Source organism: Marinobacter shunpengi (assembly GCF_045449695.1).
Taxonomy (GTDB): Bacteria; Pseudomonadota; Gammaproteobacteria; order Pseudomonadales; family Oleiphilaceae; genus Marinobacter.
Window position 1 is genome coordinate 99,965 of record NZ_JBJJKZ010000008.1, and the last position, 18,714, is coordinate 118,678.

15 protein-coding genes are annotated in these 18,714 nt (G+C 60.1%); 8 read left to right on the forward strand and 7 right to left on the reverse strand.

Translation table 11 applies throughout. From position 1 onward, the window contains the following. The first annotated feature begins 100 nt into the window (after positions 1–100). From ACJO2E_RS05745 to ACJO2E_RS05770, 6 genes are all read left to right on the forward strand, one after another. Positions 101–1,747: an arylsulfatase gene (locus ACJO2E_RS05745; protein ID WP_406962694.1), complete on the forward strand. Its 1,647-nt coding sequence runs from the start codon at positions 101–103 to the stop codon at positions 1,745–1,747. Positions 1,748–1,822: 75 nt separating this feature from the next. Continuing rightward, a complete protein-coding gene (locus tag ACJO2E_RS05750) occupies positions 1,823–2,800 on the forward strand; it encodes an HAD family hydrolase (RefSeq protein WP_406962696.1) in 978 nt (325 codons plus the stop codon). A gap of 271 nt (positions 2,801–3,071) precedes the next feature. Beyond that, positions 3,072–5,225 (forward strand): tetratricopeptide repeat protein, encoded by a 2,154-nt coding sequence (locus ACJO2E_RS05755; protein ID WP_406962698.1) that lies wholly within the window; start codon positions 3,072–3,074, stop codon positions 5,223–5,225. A gap of 468 nt (positions 5,226–5,693) precedes the next feature. Continuing rightward, positions 5,694–7,673, forward strand: a complete 1,980-nt coding sequence (locus ACJO2E_RS05760) for an alkyl/aryl-sulfatase (protein ID WP_406962700.1) — start codon at positions 5,694–5,696, stop codon at positions 7,671–7,673. 69 nt (positions 7,674–7,742) lie between these two features. After that, positions 7,743–8,552: a hypothetical protein gene (locus ACJO2E_RS05765; RefSeq protein WP_406962702.1), complete on the forward strand. Its 810-nt coding sequence runs from the start codon at positions 7,743–7,745 to the stop codon at positions 8,550–8,552. A gap of 479 nt (positions 8,553–9,031) precedes the next feature. Next, positions 9,032–9,364, forward strand: coding sequence for a DUF6488 family protein (locus ACJO2E_RS05770; RefSeq protein ID WP_406962704.1), 333 nt, complete (start codon positions 9,032–9,034; stop codon positions 9,362–9,364). A gap of 147 nt (positions 9,365–9,511) precedes the next feature. Here the strand turns inward: ACJO2E_RS05770 and ACJO2E_RS05775 are convergent, their stop codons facing one another. Next, on the reverse strand, positions 9,512–10,057 hold the full coding sequence (locus ACJO2E_RS05775; RefSeq protein WP_406962706.1) for a hypothetical protein: 546 nt from the start codon (positions 10,055–10,057) through the stop codon (positions 9,512–9,514). After that, positions 10,054–10,701: a hypothetical protein gene (locus tag ACJO2E_RS05780; RefSeq protein ID WP_406962708.1), complete on the reverse strand. Its 648-nt coding sequence runs from the start codon at positions 10,699–10,701 to the stop codon at positions 10,054–10,056. Before ACJO2E_RS05780 ends, ACJO2E_RS05775 begins: the two co-directional genes overlap by 4 nt. A gap of 299 nt (positions 10,702–11,000) precedes the next feature. On the opposite strand from ACJO2E_RS05780, the gene ACJO2E_RS05785 reads away from it, so the two are divergent. Next, positions 11,001–13,250: an NADP-dependent isocitrate dehydrogenase gene (locus tag ACJO2E_RS05785; RefSeq protein WP_406962710.1), complete on the forward strand. Its 2,250-nt coding sequence runs from the start codon at positions 11,001–11,003 to the stop codon at positions 13,248–13,250. 96 nt (positions 13,251–13,346) lie between these two features. On the opposite strand, the gene ybaK is transcribed toward ACJO2E_RS05785, so the two are convergent. Then, entirely contained in the window at positions 13,347–13,817 is a 471-nt protein-coding gene (ybaK, locus tag ACJO2E_RS05790; RefSeq protein ID WP_406962712.1) for a Cys-tRNA(Pro) deacylase, read from the reverse strand. 3 nt (positions 13,818–13,820) lie between these two features. After that, positions 13,821–15,134 carry an MFS transporter gene (locus ACJO2E_RS05795; protein ID WP_406962714.1) on the reverse strand — a complete coding sequence of 438 codons (1,314 nt, stop codon included), beginning with the start codon at positions 15,132–15,134 and terminating at the stop codon, positions 13,821–13,823. Positions 15,135–15,490: 356 nt separating this feature from the next. On the opposite strand from ACJO2E_RS05795, the gene ACJO2E_RS05800 reads away from it, so the two are divergent. Continuing rightward, complete coding sequence (locus tag ACJO2E_RS05800) at positions 15,491–16,942, forward strand: sensor domain-containing diguanylate cyclase (RefSeq protein ID WP_406962716.1); 1,452 nt, start codon at positions 15,491–15,493, stop codon at positions 16,940–16,942. A gap of 5 nt (positions 16,943–16,947) precedes the next feature. Here ACJO2E_RS05800 and ACJO2E_RS05805 read toward each other — a convergent pair whose 3' ends face one another. From ACJO2E_RS05805 to ACJO2E_RS05815, 3 genes are all read right to left on the reverse strand, one after another. Beyond that, entirely contained in the window at positions 16,948–17,292 is a 345-nt protein-coding gene (locus ACJO2E_RS05805) for a hypothetical protein (protein WP_328185383.1), read from the reverse strand. A 45-nt stretch (positions 17,293–17,337) separates the two neighbouring features. Further along, on the reverse strand, positions 17,338–17,610 hold the full coding sequence (locus ACJO2E_RS05810; protein WP_328185384.1) for a hypothetical protein: 273 nt from the start codon (positions 17,608–17,610) through the stop codon (positions 17,338–17,340). 532 nt (positions 17,611–18,142) lie between these two features. Further along, entirely contained in the window at positions 18,143–18,673 is a 531-nt protein-coding gene (locus ACJO2E_RS05815; protein WP_406962718.1) for a 3'-5' exonuclease, read from the reverse strand. Between the last annotated feature and the right edge of the window lie 41 nt (positions 18,674–18,714).

The window sequence follows — 18,714 nt, forward strand, 5'->3', positions numbered from 1 at the left end:
TCGTACGCAATTGTCTGATCGCTTTGAACAGACTGCTGTTTGTGATGCTGTTGCGACTCATGGGGCAGACGTATCATTAATAGCTTAGAGGGATTTGGCAATGTCATTACGTATGATGGCCATGCTGGCCTTTGCTTCCGTGTTGCCAACGATTGGTAACGCCCAGGATTCGACGGACCACCAGGACTACCCCACCTACGGCTCCAAACCCAATATTGTCATGATCATCTCCGATGACACCGGCTACTGGGATCTAGGCGCCTATCTCGGCGGCAAGGCCCGGGGTATGGATACTCCCAACCTGGATCAGTTGGCCAACGAAGGCATGATGTTCACCGATTTCTATGCCCAGGCCTCCTGTACCCCGGGTCGTGCCGCCATGCAGACCGGCCGCAACCCGAACCGCTCCGGTATGACCACCGTGGCCTTCCAGGGCCAGGGCGGCGGGTTACCGGAGGCGGAGTGGACTCTGGCCTCGGTACTCAAGCAGGCGGATTACAACACCTACTTCGCCGGCAAGTGGCACCTGGGCGAGGATGACTACGCCATGCCCATTGCCCATGGTTACGACAAGATGGAGAACGTGCTGCTCTATCACCTCAATGCCATGACCTACGCCCTTGATGGCTGGAACCCCCAGATCACGGATGATCAGCGCAAGTTCTTCCAGGACAACACCATTGGCATTCTTGAAGGCGAGGCCGGTGGTGAGGCCACGGAAGTCCTGTCCATGGCCGACATGACCGAGGAGGACCTGGCCAATCTCGACACCAATACCGCGGAAATGGCCGTGGTGGAAATGGAGCGCCTGGCCAAGCTGGATCAGCCCTTCTTCATGTCCATCAACTGGTCCGCCAATCACCAGCCGAACATACCAGCCGATGAATATGTGGGTGCTTCGGACGTGAAGTCCAAGTATGGCGACAAGGTGGTCGAGATGGACGCCCAGACCGGCAAGATCCTGAACAAGATCAAGGAACTGGGTATCGAGGAGAACACCCTGGTGGTTTATACCGTCGACAATGGTGCATGGCAGGATGTGCACCCGGATAGTGGCATGACCCCATTCCGTGGTTCCAAGGGTACCGACCGTGAAGGTGGCTGGCGGGTACCGGCCTTCTTCAAGTGGACCGGAAAGATCGAGCCCAACAGCAAGTCCAGCGAGATTGTTGGTGGCCTTGACCTGATGGCCACGTTCGCGCACCTCGGTGGTGTCGAACTGCCCTCTGAAGACCGGGCCGGCGAGCCCATGATCTTCGACAGTCATGACATGGCGCCGATCCTGTTCGCGGATGTGGACGACGAAGACTGGGGCCGTAACACCTGGCTCTACTTCACCGAGACGGAACTGATGCCGGGTGCCATCCGGATTGACCAGTGGAAGGCGGTATTCAACCAGAAGGGCGACAACGGTGCGCTTGCCGGGTCTGAAGCGCCGGCAGCCGAGCTGGGCTGGCGTGGTCCTTCCCAGTATGCCGATGTGGTACCGCAGCTCTACAACCTCTGGGAAGACCCGCAGGAACGCTACGACATCTTCATGACCTCGGGTCGCGAGAACACCTGGGCGTTGCCGTTCTTCAGCCAGGAGCTGGAACAGGTTGCCCAGAGTTATATGGAGCACCCGCCGCGTCCGCTGCAGTCGGATGCCTATGGTGGTCCCATGACCATCAAGCGCTTCCGTGCCCTGCAACAGGTTCAGGGTGTGCTCAAGGAAAAGGGAATCGAGCTGAACGACGTCCAGCAGTGATGACCGGGCCGGGCCGCGATAGTGGCCCGGCCTGTTCTGAGTGGGACTTCAAGGGACACGCATGGGAGCAGAACCATGAAACGAGCAATCGCCGCACTGATCGGTGCACTGGCGTTGGGACCGTGCCTGGCCGACCCGTTGCCCTCCTGGAACAATACCGGCAGCAAGGCAGCCATCATTGACTTCGTGGAATCGGTTACGGACAAGGACGCTGACACCTTCGTGCCAGCAGAAGACCGCATCGCCGTGTTCGACAACGACGGCACGCTGATCAGTGAACAACCGATGTATTTCCAGGCCGCCTACGCCCTGGACCGCCTGAGGGAAAAGGCCGCCGAGGATCCGTCCATCCTCGAATCGGACGTCCTCAAGGCCGCCAATGAAGGGGATATGAAGGGCATGATGGCCGGCGGCATGGAGGGCCTGAGCGAAATCATCAATGTCAGCCACGCCGGCATGTCCGTGGAAGAATTCCAGGCCGATGCCAGGGCCTGGCTGGCCAGTACCGAACACCCGACTTCCGGGCTCACTTATGGTGACATGACCTTCCAGCCCATGGTGGAGCTGCTCACCTACCTGAGGGATCAAAACTTCAAGGTGTACATTGTCACCGGTGGTGGCGTGGACTTCGTTCGCGCTTTCGCTGAGGATGCCTACAACGTACCGCCCGAGCAGGTGGTGGCTACTCTGGGGAACACGGAGTACCAGATCAGCGAAGGCGGTACGCCGATGCTCATGAAAACCGGTGGTATCTTTTTTATCGATGACAAGGCCGGCAAGCCGGTTGGCATCATGCGAGGTATCGGTAAGCGTCCGGTCATGGCAGTCGGTAATTCCGACGGCGACTTCCAGATGCTGGAATGGACCACAGCCGGGGCGGGTCCCAGGCTTGGCATGCTGTTACACCATACCGACGGTGAACGGGAATTCGCCTACGACCGGGATTCACACTTCGGCAAGCTGGCGGATGGCCTGGACCAGGCGGGTGACCGGGGCTGGGTACTGGTGGACATGGCTAACGACTGGGAGACGGTCTGGACTGGCAACCAGTAGCCTGCCTGGCCTGGATTCCGGCACGGAAGGACACAGTCATTCGCACGGTGACGTACCGGGAGACGCCAGCCCATGGACCATGGCGGGTCTTTCCCGGTTTCCGTCTGGCCTGCGGTAACTTTGGGACACAGGGGTGGTCGCCATTGCAGCGGCCCGGGTGTCAGGCGTAACAGGGCGTGATGTGTACCGACTCTTGATAATACTGGCCTGCCTGCTACTGACGGGACTGGCTCACGGGGCTCCGGCGAGCCCGAAGGCGGCCTCACCCGGTATGGCAGCGGATGACCGGGGCTATGTGGGCTCATCAACCTGTGCCGGGTGCCATGAGAATGAGCATGACCTCTGGCGGAATTCCCACCACGACCTGGCCATGCAGCCGGCCATCCCGGGCACGGTACTGGGGGATTTCGGCGACACCACCTTCGACTACTTTGGCACCACCTCCACCTTCTACCGCGACGGCGATACCTACTACGTTCGCACCGATGGCCCGGATGGCGAGCTGGCGGATTACCCCATCGCCTACACCTTCGGTGTCGAGCCACTACAGCAATACCTCATTGAAATGCCGGGCGGACGACTGCAGGCACTGGGCGTTGTCTGGGACACACGCCCGAAGGCGGCCGGCGGCCAACGCTGGTACCACCTCTATCCGGATGAACCGGTCCGCGCCGGTGACGAGCTGCACTGGACCGGGCTCAACCAGAACTGGAACTTCATGTGCGCGGATTGCCACTCCACCAACCTGCAGAAGAACTACGACCTGGAAACGGACACCTACGCCACCACCTGGAACGCGATCGATGTAGGTTGCGAGGCCTGCCACGGTCCGGGTCAGCAGCATGTGGACGCGACGGAAGCGGAAGACTGGGGCCAGCCGTTCAACGGCTTTGAACTGTCCCTGTCCCGGGCAGAGTCCAAGGTTTGGGCCATTGACCCGGAAACCGGTAGTCCGCCCCCCGAGAGTGCCGGACCGGAAATGCAGCCGGAGCTGGAAGTCTGCGCCCAGTGCCACTCCCGCCGTGCCACCCAGTTCCATGGCGCCCGACCGGAAGACGGTCTGTTCAACCATTTCCTGCCTTCGCTGCTTGAGGAAGGGCTCTACCATGTGGACGGCCAGGTGGCGAACGAGGTATATGTCTACGGCTCCTTCCTGCAGAGCGCCATGTACCACGCCGGCGTCACCTGCTCCGACTGTCACAACCCCCACAGCCTGGCGCGCAAGGCGGAAGGCAATGCGCTTTGTGGCCAGTGTCACCAGGCCTCAAGGTTCGACACCGGGGAACACCATGGCCATCCGGAGGATAGTGCCGGGGCCGAGTGCGTCGCCTGCCATATGCCGGACGCCACTTTCATGGGCGTGGATGAACGCCAGGCCCACAGTTTCCGCATTCCAAGGCCCGATCTCTCGGTTTCCCTGGGGGTACCCAACGTCTGCATCGACTGCCATCAGGACAAGGACGATCAATGGGCGGCGGACTCGCTGCGACAACGTCACGGGGAACCGTCAAACGATCACTTTGCGGATGCCCTCCACGCCGGTCGCTACGGCGGCCCACAGGCGGAACAGAAGCTGGCCCGGCTGATCCAGGACACGTCACAGCCAGCCATTGCCCGTGCCACAGCGGCCAGCCTGCTGCCCCGCTACCTGTCGCAGCGGACCGTACCGGTCCTCCAGCAGGCGAGCCAGACCAGAGAGCCGCTGGTGGCGCTGGGGGTTGCCCAGGGGCTGACTGGCATTCCCGAACAGTACCGGGCCATCTTTGGCATTCCCGGACTTTACGACGAGCACCGCATACCCCGCAGCCTCACCGCCAGCAACCTGTCGGCCGACACCTTGCCGTCGGAGCAGCCGGAGGTGAGCCGCCGGCATGCCGACGCCATGGAGGAGTACATCCAGTCACAGCGCAACAATGCGGATCGACCGGAATCGCTGGTGAATCTGGCGGGGCTGTACGGTCAGCAAGGTCAGTTCGCGAAGGCGGAAGGTGTTTATCGCACCGCCATCAAACGGGCGCCATACTACACAGCGGCCTATGTAAACCTGGCCGATCTTCTGCGGGCCCGGGGCAGGGATGCTGAAGGCCGGCAGGTGCTGGAATCGGCACTCGGGAAAGTGAATGACCCGGCCTCAATCGAACACTCCCTTGGCCTGTTGCTGGTGCGCCAGCAGCAGCTTGATCCGGCCATCAAGCACCTTGGCAGTGCCGCGGGCAGCGATACCGCGCCGGCACGCTACGTGTACGTCTACGCGGTTGCACTGGACTCGCAAGGGCGCACCGAGGACGCTATTGCCGAACTGGAGTCAGCCACCGGCCGCTATCCGGGCAACCGGGAAATCCTCTCTGCACTGGTCAGTTTCCTTCGCAAGCAGGGGCAGGCCAACCGGGCCGCAGCCTACGAGCAACAGTTGCGGGACCAATAGTCCGGAACCCCCTGTTTTCGCGAAGAAAAACCGTTTCCTATGGCGTAAACAGGAATGGTTACTATACTTACCTGAACATTAATAATGTGTAGTGGTTCACGCAGGGAGGCGCGGTTCTGAACGCCAACACAGCTCCTGATCCTGCCTGCCAGAGTCCTGCAACGAATCATCGGGAGAATGGTTTAAATCGCTTTGGCCAACGTCGCCAGCGCGTCATCTTCGGGAGTGACCGTGGTACTCGCGAATGTATGACTTCCCGGCTGTTGACCTTCATGAAATCGTCTGCGTGGGCCCAGGTAGTTCGTAAGGCCAGGTGGTTCGTAAGGAGGGAAGAAAACCGCACCGCAATCCTATACGTAAGACTATTCGCAACACTCAAAACGTAAACTGGCTGTCCATTGGGCGTGGCAGTACGGAAGTTGCCCGGGACGTGCGTAAATAGTAATGGAGATATCGACGATGATTACCATGAACTTTCGACGTAATTCCCTGGCCATCAGTCTGAGCGCCGTTCTGGCGTCGGGCGGCCTCGCCCAGGCTGCGGGCAATCCGGCAAGTGAGACCACAGCCCAGAACAATCAGGCCGTACTCGACCAACTGCCCTTTGATGACAGAACCGATTTCGAGACCTCTTCCAAGGGCTTCATCGCCCCCCTGCCCAATAATGGGCAGATCAAGAATGACAAGGGTGATGTGATCTGGGACGCTGGCCAGTTCGGTTTTGCCAACGACCAGGAGGCGCCGGATACGGTGAACCCCAGCCTCTGGCGGCAGCTTCAGCTTCTTAGCCAGCCGGGCCTGTACGAAGTGACGCCGGAGATCCACCAGGTGCGTGGTGCCGACCTGTCGGTGATCACCTTTGTTGAAGGTGACTCGGGCGTGATCATTATCGACCCCTGTATTTCGGCGGAAACGGCGAAGGCGGCCTTCGACCTGTACCAGGAACACCAGGGCGAAAAGACGGTAACCGCGGTGATCTATACCCACAGCCACGTGGACCACTTTGGTGGTGTCCGTGGTGTGGTGGATGAGGCGGACGTGAAAGCCGGCAAGGTGAAGATTGTGGCGCCAGAGGGCTTTGTGGAGGAGGCCGTTAGCGAGAACGTCTTCGCTGGCAACCACATGAGCCGCCGGGCTGGATACATGTACGGCAACCTGCTGGAGAAAGGGCCGCAGGGCAGCCTGGGTACGGGGCTTGGCCTCTCCACCTCCACGGGTACGGCCACACTGATTGAACCCACGGATGATATTACCGAGTCCGGCCAGACCATGACCATTGATGGTCTTGAGTTTGAATTCCTGATGGCCCCGGGTAGCGAAGCCCCTGCGGAGATGCATTTCTACATCCCCGAACTGAAAGCTTTGACCGCCGCCGAGAACGCCACCCACACCATGCACAATCTCTATACCCTGCGCGGTGCCAAGGTGCGTAATGCCCGGGCCTGGTCCAACTATCTCCACCAGACCATCCAGGAATGGGGCGACGATGTGGAAGTACTCTACGCACCGCACCACTGGCCCACCTGGGGCAACGAGAACGTGGTCAATCACCTCAAGAAGCAACGGGACCTGTACAAGTACATCAATGACCAGACCCTCCGGATGCTCAACCAGGGGTACAACATGGTGGAGGCTGCTGAAACGATTGAACTGCCCGACGAGCTGGCGACATTCTGGCCTAACCGTGGGTATTACGGGAGCCTGAACCACAACGTGAAGGCAACCTGGAACTTCTACGTGGGCTGGTTTGATGGCAACCCCTCCCGATTACATCCCCTTCCGCCCGTGGAAGCCGGTGAAAAGTTCGTGGAGTACATGGGCGGCGCTGAAGCCGTTATCGAGAAAGCCATGGGCGACTACGACGAGGGCAACTACCGCTGGGTGGCCCAGGTCATGGACAAAGTGGTGATGGCCGAGCCGGACAACCAGCGCGCGAAGGACCTGCTGGCGGATGCCCTGGAGCAACTGGGGTATCAGGCCGAAAATGGCCCCTGGCGTAACTTCTACCTGTCTGGCGCCAAGGAACTCCGTGACGGTGTCAAAGTGATGCCCATGCCAAGTACGGCCTCCCCGGATATTGTGGCCTCAATGCCCCTGGAAATGTTCTTTGACTACCTGGCCATTCAGATTGACGGCAACAAGGCCGCTGGCAAGCAGATGATGATGAACTTCGAGCTGACCGATACCGAAGAGGACTACGGTGTCGCGCTGGAGAACGGGGTCCTGAACTATTACGAGGAGCCTTTCGATGATGCGGATGTGTCCATCTCAATGACGCGAGCCAACCTGAATGACGTGTTGGCCGGTCAGGCATCGATAAAGGATAAGGTCGACTCTGGCGATGCCACCCTGGAAGGCGATGCCGGCACCTTCGATGAGTTCCGCTCGCTGCTGGTCAAGTTCGACCCCTGGTGGCCCATCGTGACGCCGAAGGAAACCTCCATGTAGGAAGACTGGGAACCAGCGGGGCTGGCCTCGCTGGTTCTCATGCCCACCCTATTGGTAAGGACATGTCTTATGACTCCAACGACAATGCGATCAATATGGGCTCGGGCTGGCGCCGGCGTTGTTGCGCTGCTTGTCTCGTTTAACGTGACTGCCCAGGAAGCGCCAGGCGCAGCGGCGCAGGCCAACAACCCGCTGGCCAACATGACCGCTTTCAACATGCAGGATTACTACATCGGCGACCTGACCGAATCCGATGAATCCGCCAACCAGTTCTGGTTCCGTTATGCCAGGCCGTTTTCCGCCGGCGACACCAACTGGATTCTGCGGGCATCACTGCCCATCAACACCTTCCCCACCGCGCCGGACGGCGACAAGGAAACCAGTTTTGGTGACCTTAACCTGTTCTCCGCGTATCTGTTCGATACCGGCAATCCGGCGGTCAGCTTTGGTGTTGGTCCCCAGATCACCGCCCCGACGGCCGGCAAGGATGAGCTGGGCAGCGAGAAATGGTCCGGCGGGCTGGTGAATGTCCTGTTCAACGGGGCCGACCCCCAGTTCCAGTACGGTTACCTGCTCTCCTGGCAGGACAGCTTTGCCGGCGAGGATGACCGGGAGGATGCAAACTTTGCCGCCTTCCAGCCATTCGCTTTCTACCAGCTTGGTGGCGGCACCTATCTGCGGGCCGCACCCATCTGGGTCTACAACCTGGAGAACGACGGTTACAGCGTGCCGGTGGGTGTTGGTATCGGGCAGGTGATCAAGCGGGGCAAGACTGTGGTCAACATGTTTGTCGAGCCGCAGTTTTCGATTGCCGACAAGGGGCCCGGGCAGCCGGAGTGGCAGGTTTTCCTCGGTCTGAATCTGCAGTTTCTTAATTAGTAGTGGGCCTGCCACATTCAGTTAACCGTGGAAATGGCGCCCAAGATGATCCTGGACTGGGTAGCAGGGACAACCGCAACCTCTGCTGTCACTAAGGCCGCCAGCAAAAAACGGCCTGGGCGGGCGGCACCGCTGAAAAGACCTTCTACGACCAGACCTGGAAGCCGGACGATCTGGTAAAGGTGGAGTAAGCGGACAAGTTATTACAAAAAGGGGCCCGGGATATCAATGGCCTGGGCCTCAGACCATCCCCTCATGCTTCGGGACATGATTCAATGTTAATCCAGTCCCTGTTTTCCCTCTGGTAGGCTCTCTGCCCGATGACGATGTCGGGTTTGTTCTGCACCACTCATTCTGCACGATTCTCCTGACCGCCCGGGTTGCCGTAGCTGGTCCTGTTCTGGACCAACAGCTGCCGGTCGGTGCGCTCGGACCTGACATAAACGCCTACAATATCAACACTCTAAGGAAACCAGGCAGTGAAGACGCTTGTATTGATCTGTTCGCTTGTTGTTACCCTGCTTTGGGCCAATACTATTCTTGCCCACCCTAACCATGTCGTGACCGAGCCGTTATCAGATCTGCAGGTCACAGACCGGGCCGACTTTCTGAAGATGCAGTTGGTGGCCAGCAGAAAGCTCGAGGAAAGCTGGTCCGACGTGAAAGCCGACGCGGTGGAAGTGCGGGAAGTGAATGACAGGCGGTTCTGGATTGTGCGATACGACGACCGGCGGGAAGCGCCGGACCGGTTTTATATGGTACTCGACGCACTGGGCAATCTGGTGACCATCAATGACACGGGCAAGATCTAGGAATAGCAACCCGGCCTGGGTGAAATCACTGGCCCCGGCGACGGCCGGCAGGCTGAGTGCCAGCCAGACCACCAGGTTGATGCCGCTCCGTTGGCTGCCGGTTGTCATACGCTGTGCCGACCCATGCCAGTCCCGATGGTTGGGGGGTCAGTCGGTCGCCCCCGGGTCCTGGGCGTCGGTGCCCAGGTACAGGTAGTTGGTGTAGCTGTGTTTCGGGCCTCGTTTCTCGTCGATCAGATGGACCGATACGGACAGGTCCGGATGCTCGCCGGAGGTGAACCGGGTGAGCTGGCCGTCGGTCTCGCCATCCCGGTCACGGGTCATTTCAACGGTGCTCCAGTCCGGCCCCAGGCATTGCATCAGGTAGTTAACGGACTTGAGGTATCGATCCCTGGCAATATCGATGGAGGGTGCCGCCGCCGAGCAGCTATAGGCGGTGTCGCCATTACCCCACTGCCAGATCTCGCAATGACCGGCCACCAGGTCTTCCTTCGCCCGATAGGTGGTGATATTGCGGGTGTTGTTGGCTTTTCCGCGGTAGGACGGGAAGCCCTCCGGGTATTCGGCGATCAGCCCCTGGACGGTGGCGCAGGGATCATCGACGCCCTGGGAGAGGCTGGCATCCCGGTTTGCGCAGCCAGTGACCACCGTCATAGCGCAGACCAGCACAATGGTTGGGCCTGATCGGGTCATTGGGAGCCCCCCTGACCGAGCGGTGCGTCCAATGCTTCGGCAACGACCGAGGCGAACTCCCTGGCGGCCTTGTCCAGGGAATCGGGGTCGACCGTGCGGGAAAGTGCCCGCCAGACCGCATTGCCGTTGGTGCCATCATAGAGAGTTGACTGGATGACGTATTCCACCGAGCGTTTGAAAGAGGCCGGCTGGACCGAACGTTCCATGTAGGTCATGGATGCCGTTGGACCAATGTCCCGGTTGTCCGGGATGTAGCTCACGGTTTCCGGCTGGTAGTTCTCGTGGTGTTTCTTGTCGACCAGTGACATCACCAGTACCCCGTCGTACTGGCCCTTGGTGGCGATATCGAGTAACTGGCTGCGCAGTTCCGCCGGGTTATCCCAGGACAGGACGTCGTTGTCATCGGCAAGGTAAAAGGCGCTGACACCTTTCCGGACGATCTGGTCGGTCAATGCCTTGCCCACCGCCCTGCGTACCTCCGGGTTGCCGTTGGCTGCCACTACCAGGATGTTGGAAAAACCACGACTGGGCTGGCCGGTCGACTGGACATCGGTAACGACGGTAGAGCTTTGATGTGCACAGGCGCCCAGTAGGGCTGCAAAGGCGATCAGGGCGACGAATGGACCAATCCGTCCATGGATCATGCGGGTACTCCAGAAAGGTAGGCGGTGAAGGTTTATGTCCAATACTAAAGCACAGGTCAGGTGGGAATGCCAGGCCAGTTCCCGGGCGGTAAGCGTCGGTTTTAATGGGTGGGAATGCCATATGACGGAATGGTGAAATCTGACCTTAAGACTAAGATCGTAACCCAATATTAAAAAAAAATGCTATCTTATGTGACTCATCAAAAGACCCTATTCAGTCATTGTTGCGGTCGGGGGTTCACAAGACGCTTGACCAGATGGTGACCGTCCTGAATTCATCCATTATCCAGAGGACGAAAATGACAACCGAAAATCCGAAGATTGTCTACACACTGACCGACGAAGCGCCGGCCCTGGCGACCCGCTCCCTGCTACCGATCCTGCAGACCTTTACCGCACCGGCGGGCATCACTTTCGAGACCAGTGATATTTCCCTCGCCGCCCGTATCCTGGCGGCGTTCCCCGATTACCTTGAAGAACACCAGCGGGTCCCCGATGCCCTGGCGGAACTGGGCGAGTACACCAAGGACCCGGACGCCAACATCATCAAGCTGCCGAACATCAGCGCGTCCATCCCGCAGCTCCGGGCGGCCATCAAGGAGCTGAACGAGCAGGGCTACAAGGTTCCCGAGTACAAGGAACATCCGGAAACCGATGAGGAAAAGGAAGCCCATAAACGCTATTCCAAGGTTCTCGGCAGCGCCGTGAACCCGGTACTGCGTGAAGGCAACTCCGACCGTCGTGCCCCCGCCGCGGTCAAGGCCTTCGCCCGCAAGTACCCGCACTCCATGGGTGAGTGGAGCCCTGCTTCCCGCACCCACGTTGCCCACATGCGTGGCGGCGATTTCTACTCCAGCGAGCAGTCCGTCACCCTCGACAAGGCCACCAAGGCCAACATCGTGTTTGAGAATGGCAAGGGTGAGCAGACGGTACTGAAGTCCGACCTGCCGTTGCAGGAAGGCGAAGTGCTTGATGGCATGTACATGAGCAAGCAGGCCCTGGTGAAGTTCTTCGAGGACGCCATTGCCGACTGTGAGAACAGCGGTGTGATGTTCTCCCTGCACGTGAAGGCCACCATGATGAAGATCTCCCACCCGATCGTGTTCGGTCACGCGGTGAAGGTCTTCTACAAGGAGCTGTTCGAGAAGTACGGCGACCTGTTCCAGGAAATCGGCGTCAACCCGAACAACGGCCTGTCGTCCGTGATCGAGAAGATCAAGCAACTGCCGGAGTCCAAGCAGGAACAGATCCAGGAAGACCTGCACAAGACCTACGAGCACCGGCCGGAAATCGCCATGGTGGACTCGGTCAAAGGCATCACCAACCTGCACGTGCCCAGCGACGTGATCGTGGATGCCTCCATGCCGGCGATGATCCGCAACTCTGGCAAGATGTGGGCCCGTGATGGCAAGCTGAAGGACACCAAGGCCGTGATGCCGGAGTCCACCTACGCCACCATCTACCAGGAAGTGATCAACTTCTGTAAGACCCACGGCGCCTTCGATCCCACCACCATGGGCACCGTACCCAACGTGGGCCTGATGGCCCAGAAGGCCGAGGAATACGGTTCCCACGACAAGACCTTCGAGATTCCCGAAGCCGGCACCGTCCGCATTGTCACCGAGGACGGCACCGTGCTGACCGAGCACAAGGTCGAGGAAGGCGACATCTGGCGTGCCTGCCAGACCAAGGACCTGCCGATCCGTGACTGGGTCAAGCTGGCGGTCAACCGGGCCCGAGCCACCGGCATGCCGGCGGTGTTCTGGCTGGATGACGAGCGTCCCCACGATGCCCAGCTGATCGAGAAGGTGAAGACCTATCTCAAGGAACACGACACCGAAGGCCTGGACATCCGCATCATGTCGCCGGTTCGCGCCATCCGCTGGACCATGGAGCGCCTGATCCGCGGCCTGGACACCATTTCCGTGACCGGCAACGTCCTGCGTGACTACCTCACCGATCTGTTCCCGATCCTGGAACTGGGCACCAGCGCCAAGATGCTGTCCATCGTGCCGCTGCTCAACGGCGGTGGCCTGTACGAGACCGGCGCCGGCGGTTCCGCGCCCAAGCATGTGCAGCAACTGCTGGAGGAGAACCACCTGCGTTGGGACTCCCTGGGTGAATTCCTGGCCATCGCGGTCTCCCTGGAGGAGCTGGGCGAGAAGCAGGACAACCAGCGCGCCCGTCTGATGGGTGAGGCCCTGGACACGGCCACCGGCCGCCTGCTGGAGAACAACCAGTCACCGTCCCGGGTAACCGGCGAGCTGGATAACCGCGGCAGCCACTTCCACCTGGCCCGCTACTGGGCGGAGGAGCTGGCCAACCAGGATGGCGACAAGGACCTGAAGGAGTTCTTTACCAGGCTGTCCAAGCAGTTGGAAGAGAACAAGGACCAGATCCTGGAGGAAATGAGCGTGATCCAGGGCCATCCGGCGGACATCGGTGGTTACTACCACCCGCCCGCGGACAAGGTCTGCAAGATCATGCAGCCCAGCGAGACCCTCAATAAAATCCTGGACGAAGCCCGGGAGAGCGCCAAGCGCACCTGAGTGACAGTCCGGTAGTAAAAAGCCCGGCCGGGGAGACCCGACCGGGCTTTTTTGTGCTATAGCGCAGGAGGTTCGATTGAAGGGGGGCGGGAGCTATCAGTCCTGCCGGATATCCGCAAAAATGCCGTTTGTCAGCTTTACCAGGTCCGCCGGCGCCAGTTCGATTTCCAGGCCCCGCCGCCCGGCGCTGACGTAGAGGGTGTCGAAGTGGTTCGCGGTGTCATCGATGACGGTGGTCAGGGCCTTCTTCTGGCCCAGGGGGCTGACGCCGCCGAGCACGTAGCCGGTGGTACGCTGCACTTTCTGCTTGTCCGCCATGGCGGCCTTCTTTGCCTTGGCGGCTTTGGCGATTTTCTTGAGGTTGAGGCTGGTGGAAACCGGCACGATCGCCACCACCAGTTGCCCGCCATCGGTCTCCACCACCAGGGTCTTGAACACCCGCGCCGGGTCCACGCCCATCTTTTCCGCCGCCTCCAGGCCGTAGGATTCGCCGTTGGCGTCGTGGTCGTACTGGTGGATGGTGTGTTGGATGCCTGCCTTTCTGGCAGACTCGATACCGGGTGTCATGGTTTACTTCGCTTCCGCAGGTTGGTGATGGATGGTTCTGGATGCCGGTGGCACCGTCAGCATAATCGCAAAACCGATCAGCAGGAAAATAAGGATGGTGCTCATTCCCCAGCGCTGGCTGCCGGAAACGGCGGTTACCCAACCTACCATCAACGGGCCCAGGAATGCGGTGGCCTTGCCTGAGAAGGCAAACAGGCCAAACATCTGGGTCTGCAGGTGTGGTGGCGCCACCCGGGCCATATAGGAGCGGCTGGCGGATTGCAGCGGGCCCACGAAGATGCCCAGGGTCATACCCACGACCCAGAACCATAGCGGATCCGTGACCAGGAGAATGGAAGCGGCGCACAGGGTCAGCCCGGTCAGCGACAACAGCACGGTATTGCGCCCGCCGATCGCATCATCCACCCAGGAAAAGGCCAGGGCTCCCAGACCGGAAGTGACGTTCAGGGCGATGGCGAACTGCAGTACCTGGGTCTGGTCCATACCAAAGGTGCCGGCGGCATAAACCCCACCGAAGGTGAAGATGGTGGCGAGGCCGTCGGTGTAGAGCATGCGGGCGATCAGGAAACGGACAATGGTCCGGTACTGCCGCACCTGGCGGATGGAGTCCCGGAGCTGGACCAGGCCCGCCCTGACCGCCGGCACCAGTGGCAGGCCCCGGGACGGCCGGTCCGGAACGAAAAAGAAGGCCGGCAGGGAGAACACCAGGTACCAGATCGCCACCAGTACAAAGGTGGCGCGCACATGCTCCAGCGCGTCCCGGTCCAGGCCCAGCCAGCTGGTATCACCCTCAATGAAGACGAACAATGCCACCACCAGGCAGGTAACGCCGCCGACGTAGCCCAGTCCCCAGGACCAGCCGGACCAGCGGCCCACCCGTTCGGGCGTGGCGAGATCAGGCAGCATGGCGTTGTAGAAGATAAAGGCGCATTCAGCGCCCAGTATGCCGAGACTGATCCAGAAGGCCGCGAACCACAGGTCACCACTACCCGGCGCGACAAACCAGAGCATGGCGGTGGAGACCACGCACAGCAGGGTGAAGGCAATCAGCCAGGGCTTGCGGCGGCCGTTCTGGTCGGCGATGGCCCCCAGTATCGGGGCGAGGATGGCCACGGCGAGACCGGAGAGCCCGACGATGTTGCCCCAGGCTTCGGTGCCGGCGACATCGTCCTGAACCACCGACTGGCTGAAATAGCGGGCGAAGATGAAGGTGAGGATGATGGTGAAGAAGGCACTGTTGGCCCAGTCATAGAGTGCCCATGACCAGAGCGCCCGTCGGTTTTCCTTGGCAGTGGATCCCGGGTGACCGGATGTCATGTGAAGTATCCCTGTAGCGATGTCTTCTGGAAACTTTGTATTCCCGCAGTATGACAGTCGTAAAAAATTGTGGAAGCGGTCGACGTTACAGAGGTGACACACTACTGTTAAGAGTATCCCCGGTAACGCCCCGGGCAATGAAACTGTACCTCCTCGCGTTTGCCGGAGCCCCGGCGCGACAGTGATAAAGGCTATTGCCTGGCAGTATGATGGACCGCTATTTGATGGACCACACCCGAAGAGACCGACTACCGTTAAAACGGTCACTCATTATTGCTTTAGCCTACCTCCTGGCTGGCGGGGTCTGGATCCTGTTCTCAGACGCTGCCGTTGAACGGCTGGTCAATGACCCCCAGATGCTGACCCGTGCTCAGACCTGGAAGGGATGGGGCTTTGTCGCGGTAACCGCCGCCGTCCTTTTCCTGGCCATGTTGCGGCAGTTCCGCCGCGACCAGGAACTGTTTGAACGCCAGTACGGGCAACAGCAGGAGATCATCAAACTCAGCGAGTTCCAGCGCAGTGTCATCGACAACGCCAATATCTGGATTAACCTGCTGGATCAGGATGGCCGCATCCAGCTCTGGAACCGGGCAGCGGAACAGATCAGTGGTTATACCAGTGACGAGGCCATCGGCAATGACACCATCTGGGAGGCCCTTTACCCAGACCCCCCATATCGGCAGTGGGTGCGGGACAGGGTGTATCGCATCCTGGCCGGTCGTGAAGAGGCCGAAGGCCTGGAGACATCCATCCAGACCCGCCAGAACGGTGAACGGGTGATGGCCTGGCATTCCAAGGCGTTCCGGGATGTCCATGGACGGGTGGTAGGCTCCATTGCCCTGGGGATCGACATTACCGAACGCAAGGCTGCGGAGCGGGCGCTTCTGGCTCGGGAACGGCAGTTGGCCACCATCATGGATAACCTGCCGGGCATGGCCTACCGGTGCCTGTACGACGAACATTGGACCATGAAGTTCATTTCCAGCGGCTGCCGGGACCTGACCGGCCATGCCCCCGAGGACCTGATTGATAATCAGGAGGTGTCCTGGGCCACCCTGATACTGGCGGAGGACGCCGTCAGCGTGACCCAGGCAGTGGAGACCGCCATTGGATCCGCCGAGCCTTTTTCCGTGGAGTATCGGCTGCGCCGGGCGGATGGTGAGGTGATTTGGGTCTGGGAGCGCGGGCGTAGTGTCAAGGATGACGGTGGCCTGGTGCTCGAAGGCATTATCCTGGATGTTACCGATCGCAAGGCCCTGGAAGCCCGCCTGTCGGAACTGGCGACCCTGGATCCCCTGACCGGTCAGTTCAACCGGCGGGAAACCGAACGCATCCTGCAGGAGGAGGTGGCCCGGGCGGAGCGCTATGAACGTCGGCTGGCGGTGCTGTGGATTGATCTGGATAACTTCAAGGAGGTCAACGATACCCGGGGCCACGAGGTGGGGGATGAGGTGCTTCGCACCATCAGCCTGCGTCTCGCCGAAAGTGTCCGTACCGTGGATACCCTGGGGCGTTTCGGCGGCGAGGAGTTCATCGTGGTCCTGCCGGAGATGTCCGTGGAGGAGGCCTGGGATATTGCCGAGCGTCTGCGTCGGCACATTGCCGACGAGCCAGTCCGAACCTCGGTGGGTGAAACCCTGAACCTGACCATCAGCATCGGGGTGGCGGTCTATCCCGATCACGCCGGTTCGGCGGCTACTTTGTGCCGTATGGCGGACAAGGCCATGTACCAGGCCAAGGAGCGCGGCCGTAACCGCACCGTGGTGGTGAGTGAGGTGCCGGGTACTATCGAATCAGGTGGTACGTAACCGAATCAGATGGTGCGTAGCTGGGCCTCCAGGATACCCAGCACCGAGGAGACAATGTCGCGGAAATCGGTGAGGGTCTGGGTGCGCTGGATAATGTCGTGACGTTCCTCGTCAAGTCGTTCCAGTTGCGGTACCACCCGGCGGATGCCCTCGGTGATCACTTCGTAGGGGTAGTGGTGGTCCTGCACGCTGAGCTTGTTCAGTTCCGCCACTTCCTGATGGAAGATGCTGATGATGTCGTACAGCAGGTCCTTGTTCTGGATGGTGCTGGCTTCCCAATAAGCATCGTCGAGGATTTCCAGGAGAGAAAGGTATTCCCGCAGGGTATCGGCAACGGAAGTCTGGCTCATGACATGCTCCTTGTTATCATGAACCAGACTATAGCATTAACGCCGTTACGCCACCTGCCGGGCGATCCAGGAGTCGTAGCGGCTCGCCAGTGCCTTGACGTAACGGGCCTCGGCGCCATCCAGGCTGGCCAGCACGCCGTTGAAGATCCAGCCGCGTTCATAGAGACCGAGCACGCTGCGTTCATCGTCAAGATTGACCCGCTGGTTCAGTTTCCTGCAGATCGCATCCAGCAGCGGCATTTTCTCCGGGCGGCGGATAGGGCCGGGCCTGCGGCTGGCCGGTACGTTGGCGGCACGTCTGGTTGTTGGTCTGTTCATGGCGCTGCTCATAGCAATCTCCTTACCGTTTTGCGGCTGCAAAAAACGAAAAACCCGGCCTCACGGGACCGGGTCTTCATGCGGGAGACTGCATGCCCGGTCGCCTGAGCTTCCGGGCAGAACCGAAAGCTTTACCTGAAAATCACCATGCCACGGACCGGCATCAGGGCCTTGCGCCGTGTACCCGTGAACAATGGATAGCGATGTTTCTTCAAGCCCATGTGGGACTCTCCGTACGGTTTCATAGTCAGGTAATGCTGTTCAGTGGACGGCCGGCCACCGAAGGGCCGACGACGTATCAGTGTATCGCGGAGGTGGTGGTTTGCAAATGGGTAGGCGCGCGGCGGGCATAAGCACAAACCCTGCCTTCGGCAAACGCGTACAGACGGCCAGGGGAGCGATACGGAGAATAATCAGTGTCACGTGTTTTACGTTGTGCAATCCGCAGTATCACGTCAGTTACTGTGTGATCTCTCCTTTATTGTTTTGGCGCTACGGGCTTCCCGCAGCGCCTTTTTTTTGCGTGAGAGATCTACAGCTTGCCCAGGGGGGCGTGCTGGTCACTTCCGACGGCGGCGGTTACCTGGCACCAGGTGGAGTGGAGGATGCGGGCATCATTGGCAGCCCGGTGAACCGGCAGTCCCAGGTCTTCGATCACCTGGTGCCGGGTGGCGGACCAGTGCTGGATCTGAGCCGGGGAAAGCAGCAGCGATACCGACTCGAGCTGGAAGGCGGGGCGCATGTCCGCCGCCCGGTAGAGGCGGTGCAGCCAGAAACTGTCGAAGGTCCAGGCATCGCAGAACACCTCGCCGTCGAGCAGTTCGTTGAGGTGGTGGGCCACCTGTCTGACACTCAGACCTTCCGCTTTCAGTGTATCGCGGCTGATGCCGTGGATTGCCTCGGCACTGTCCGACCAGTCGTGCCAGAGTACGTGGGGCTTGATCAGCCAGCTATGCAGGGAACCATCCGGCAGGCACAGGCCAACCTCGATCGGGTAACTGGCGATCAGGTCGAGGCTGGAAGCCTCAAAGTCAATAAAGGCCGGTGCGTTGGGCTGGGTCATCGGCAAATCAGTTAGTCGTTGAGCTGTCTGCAAAGTGTAAC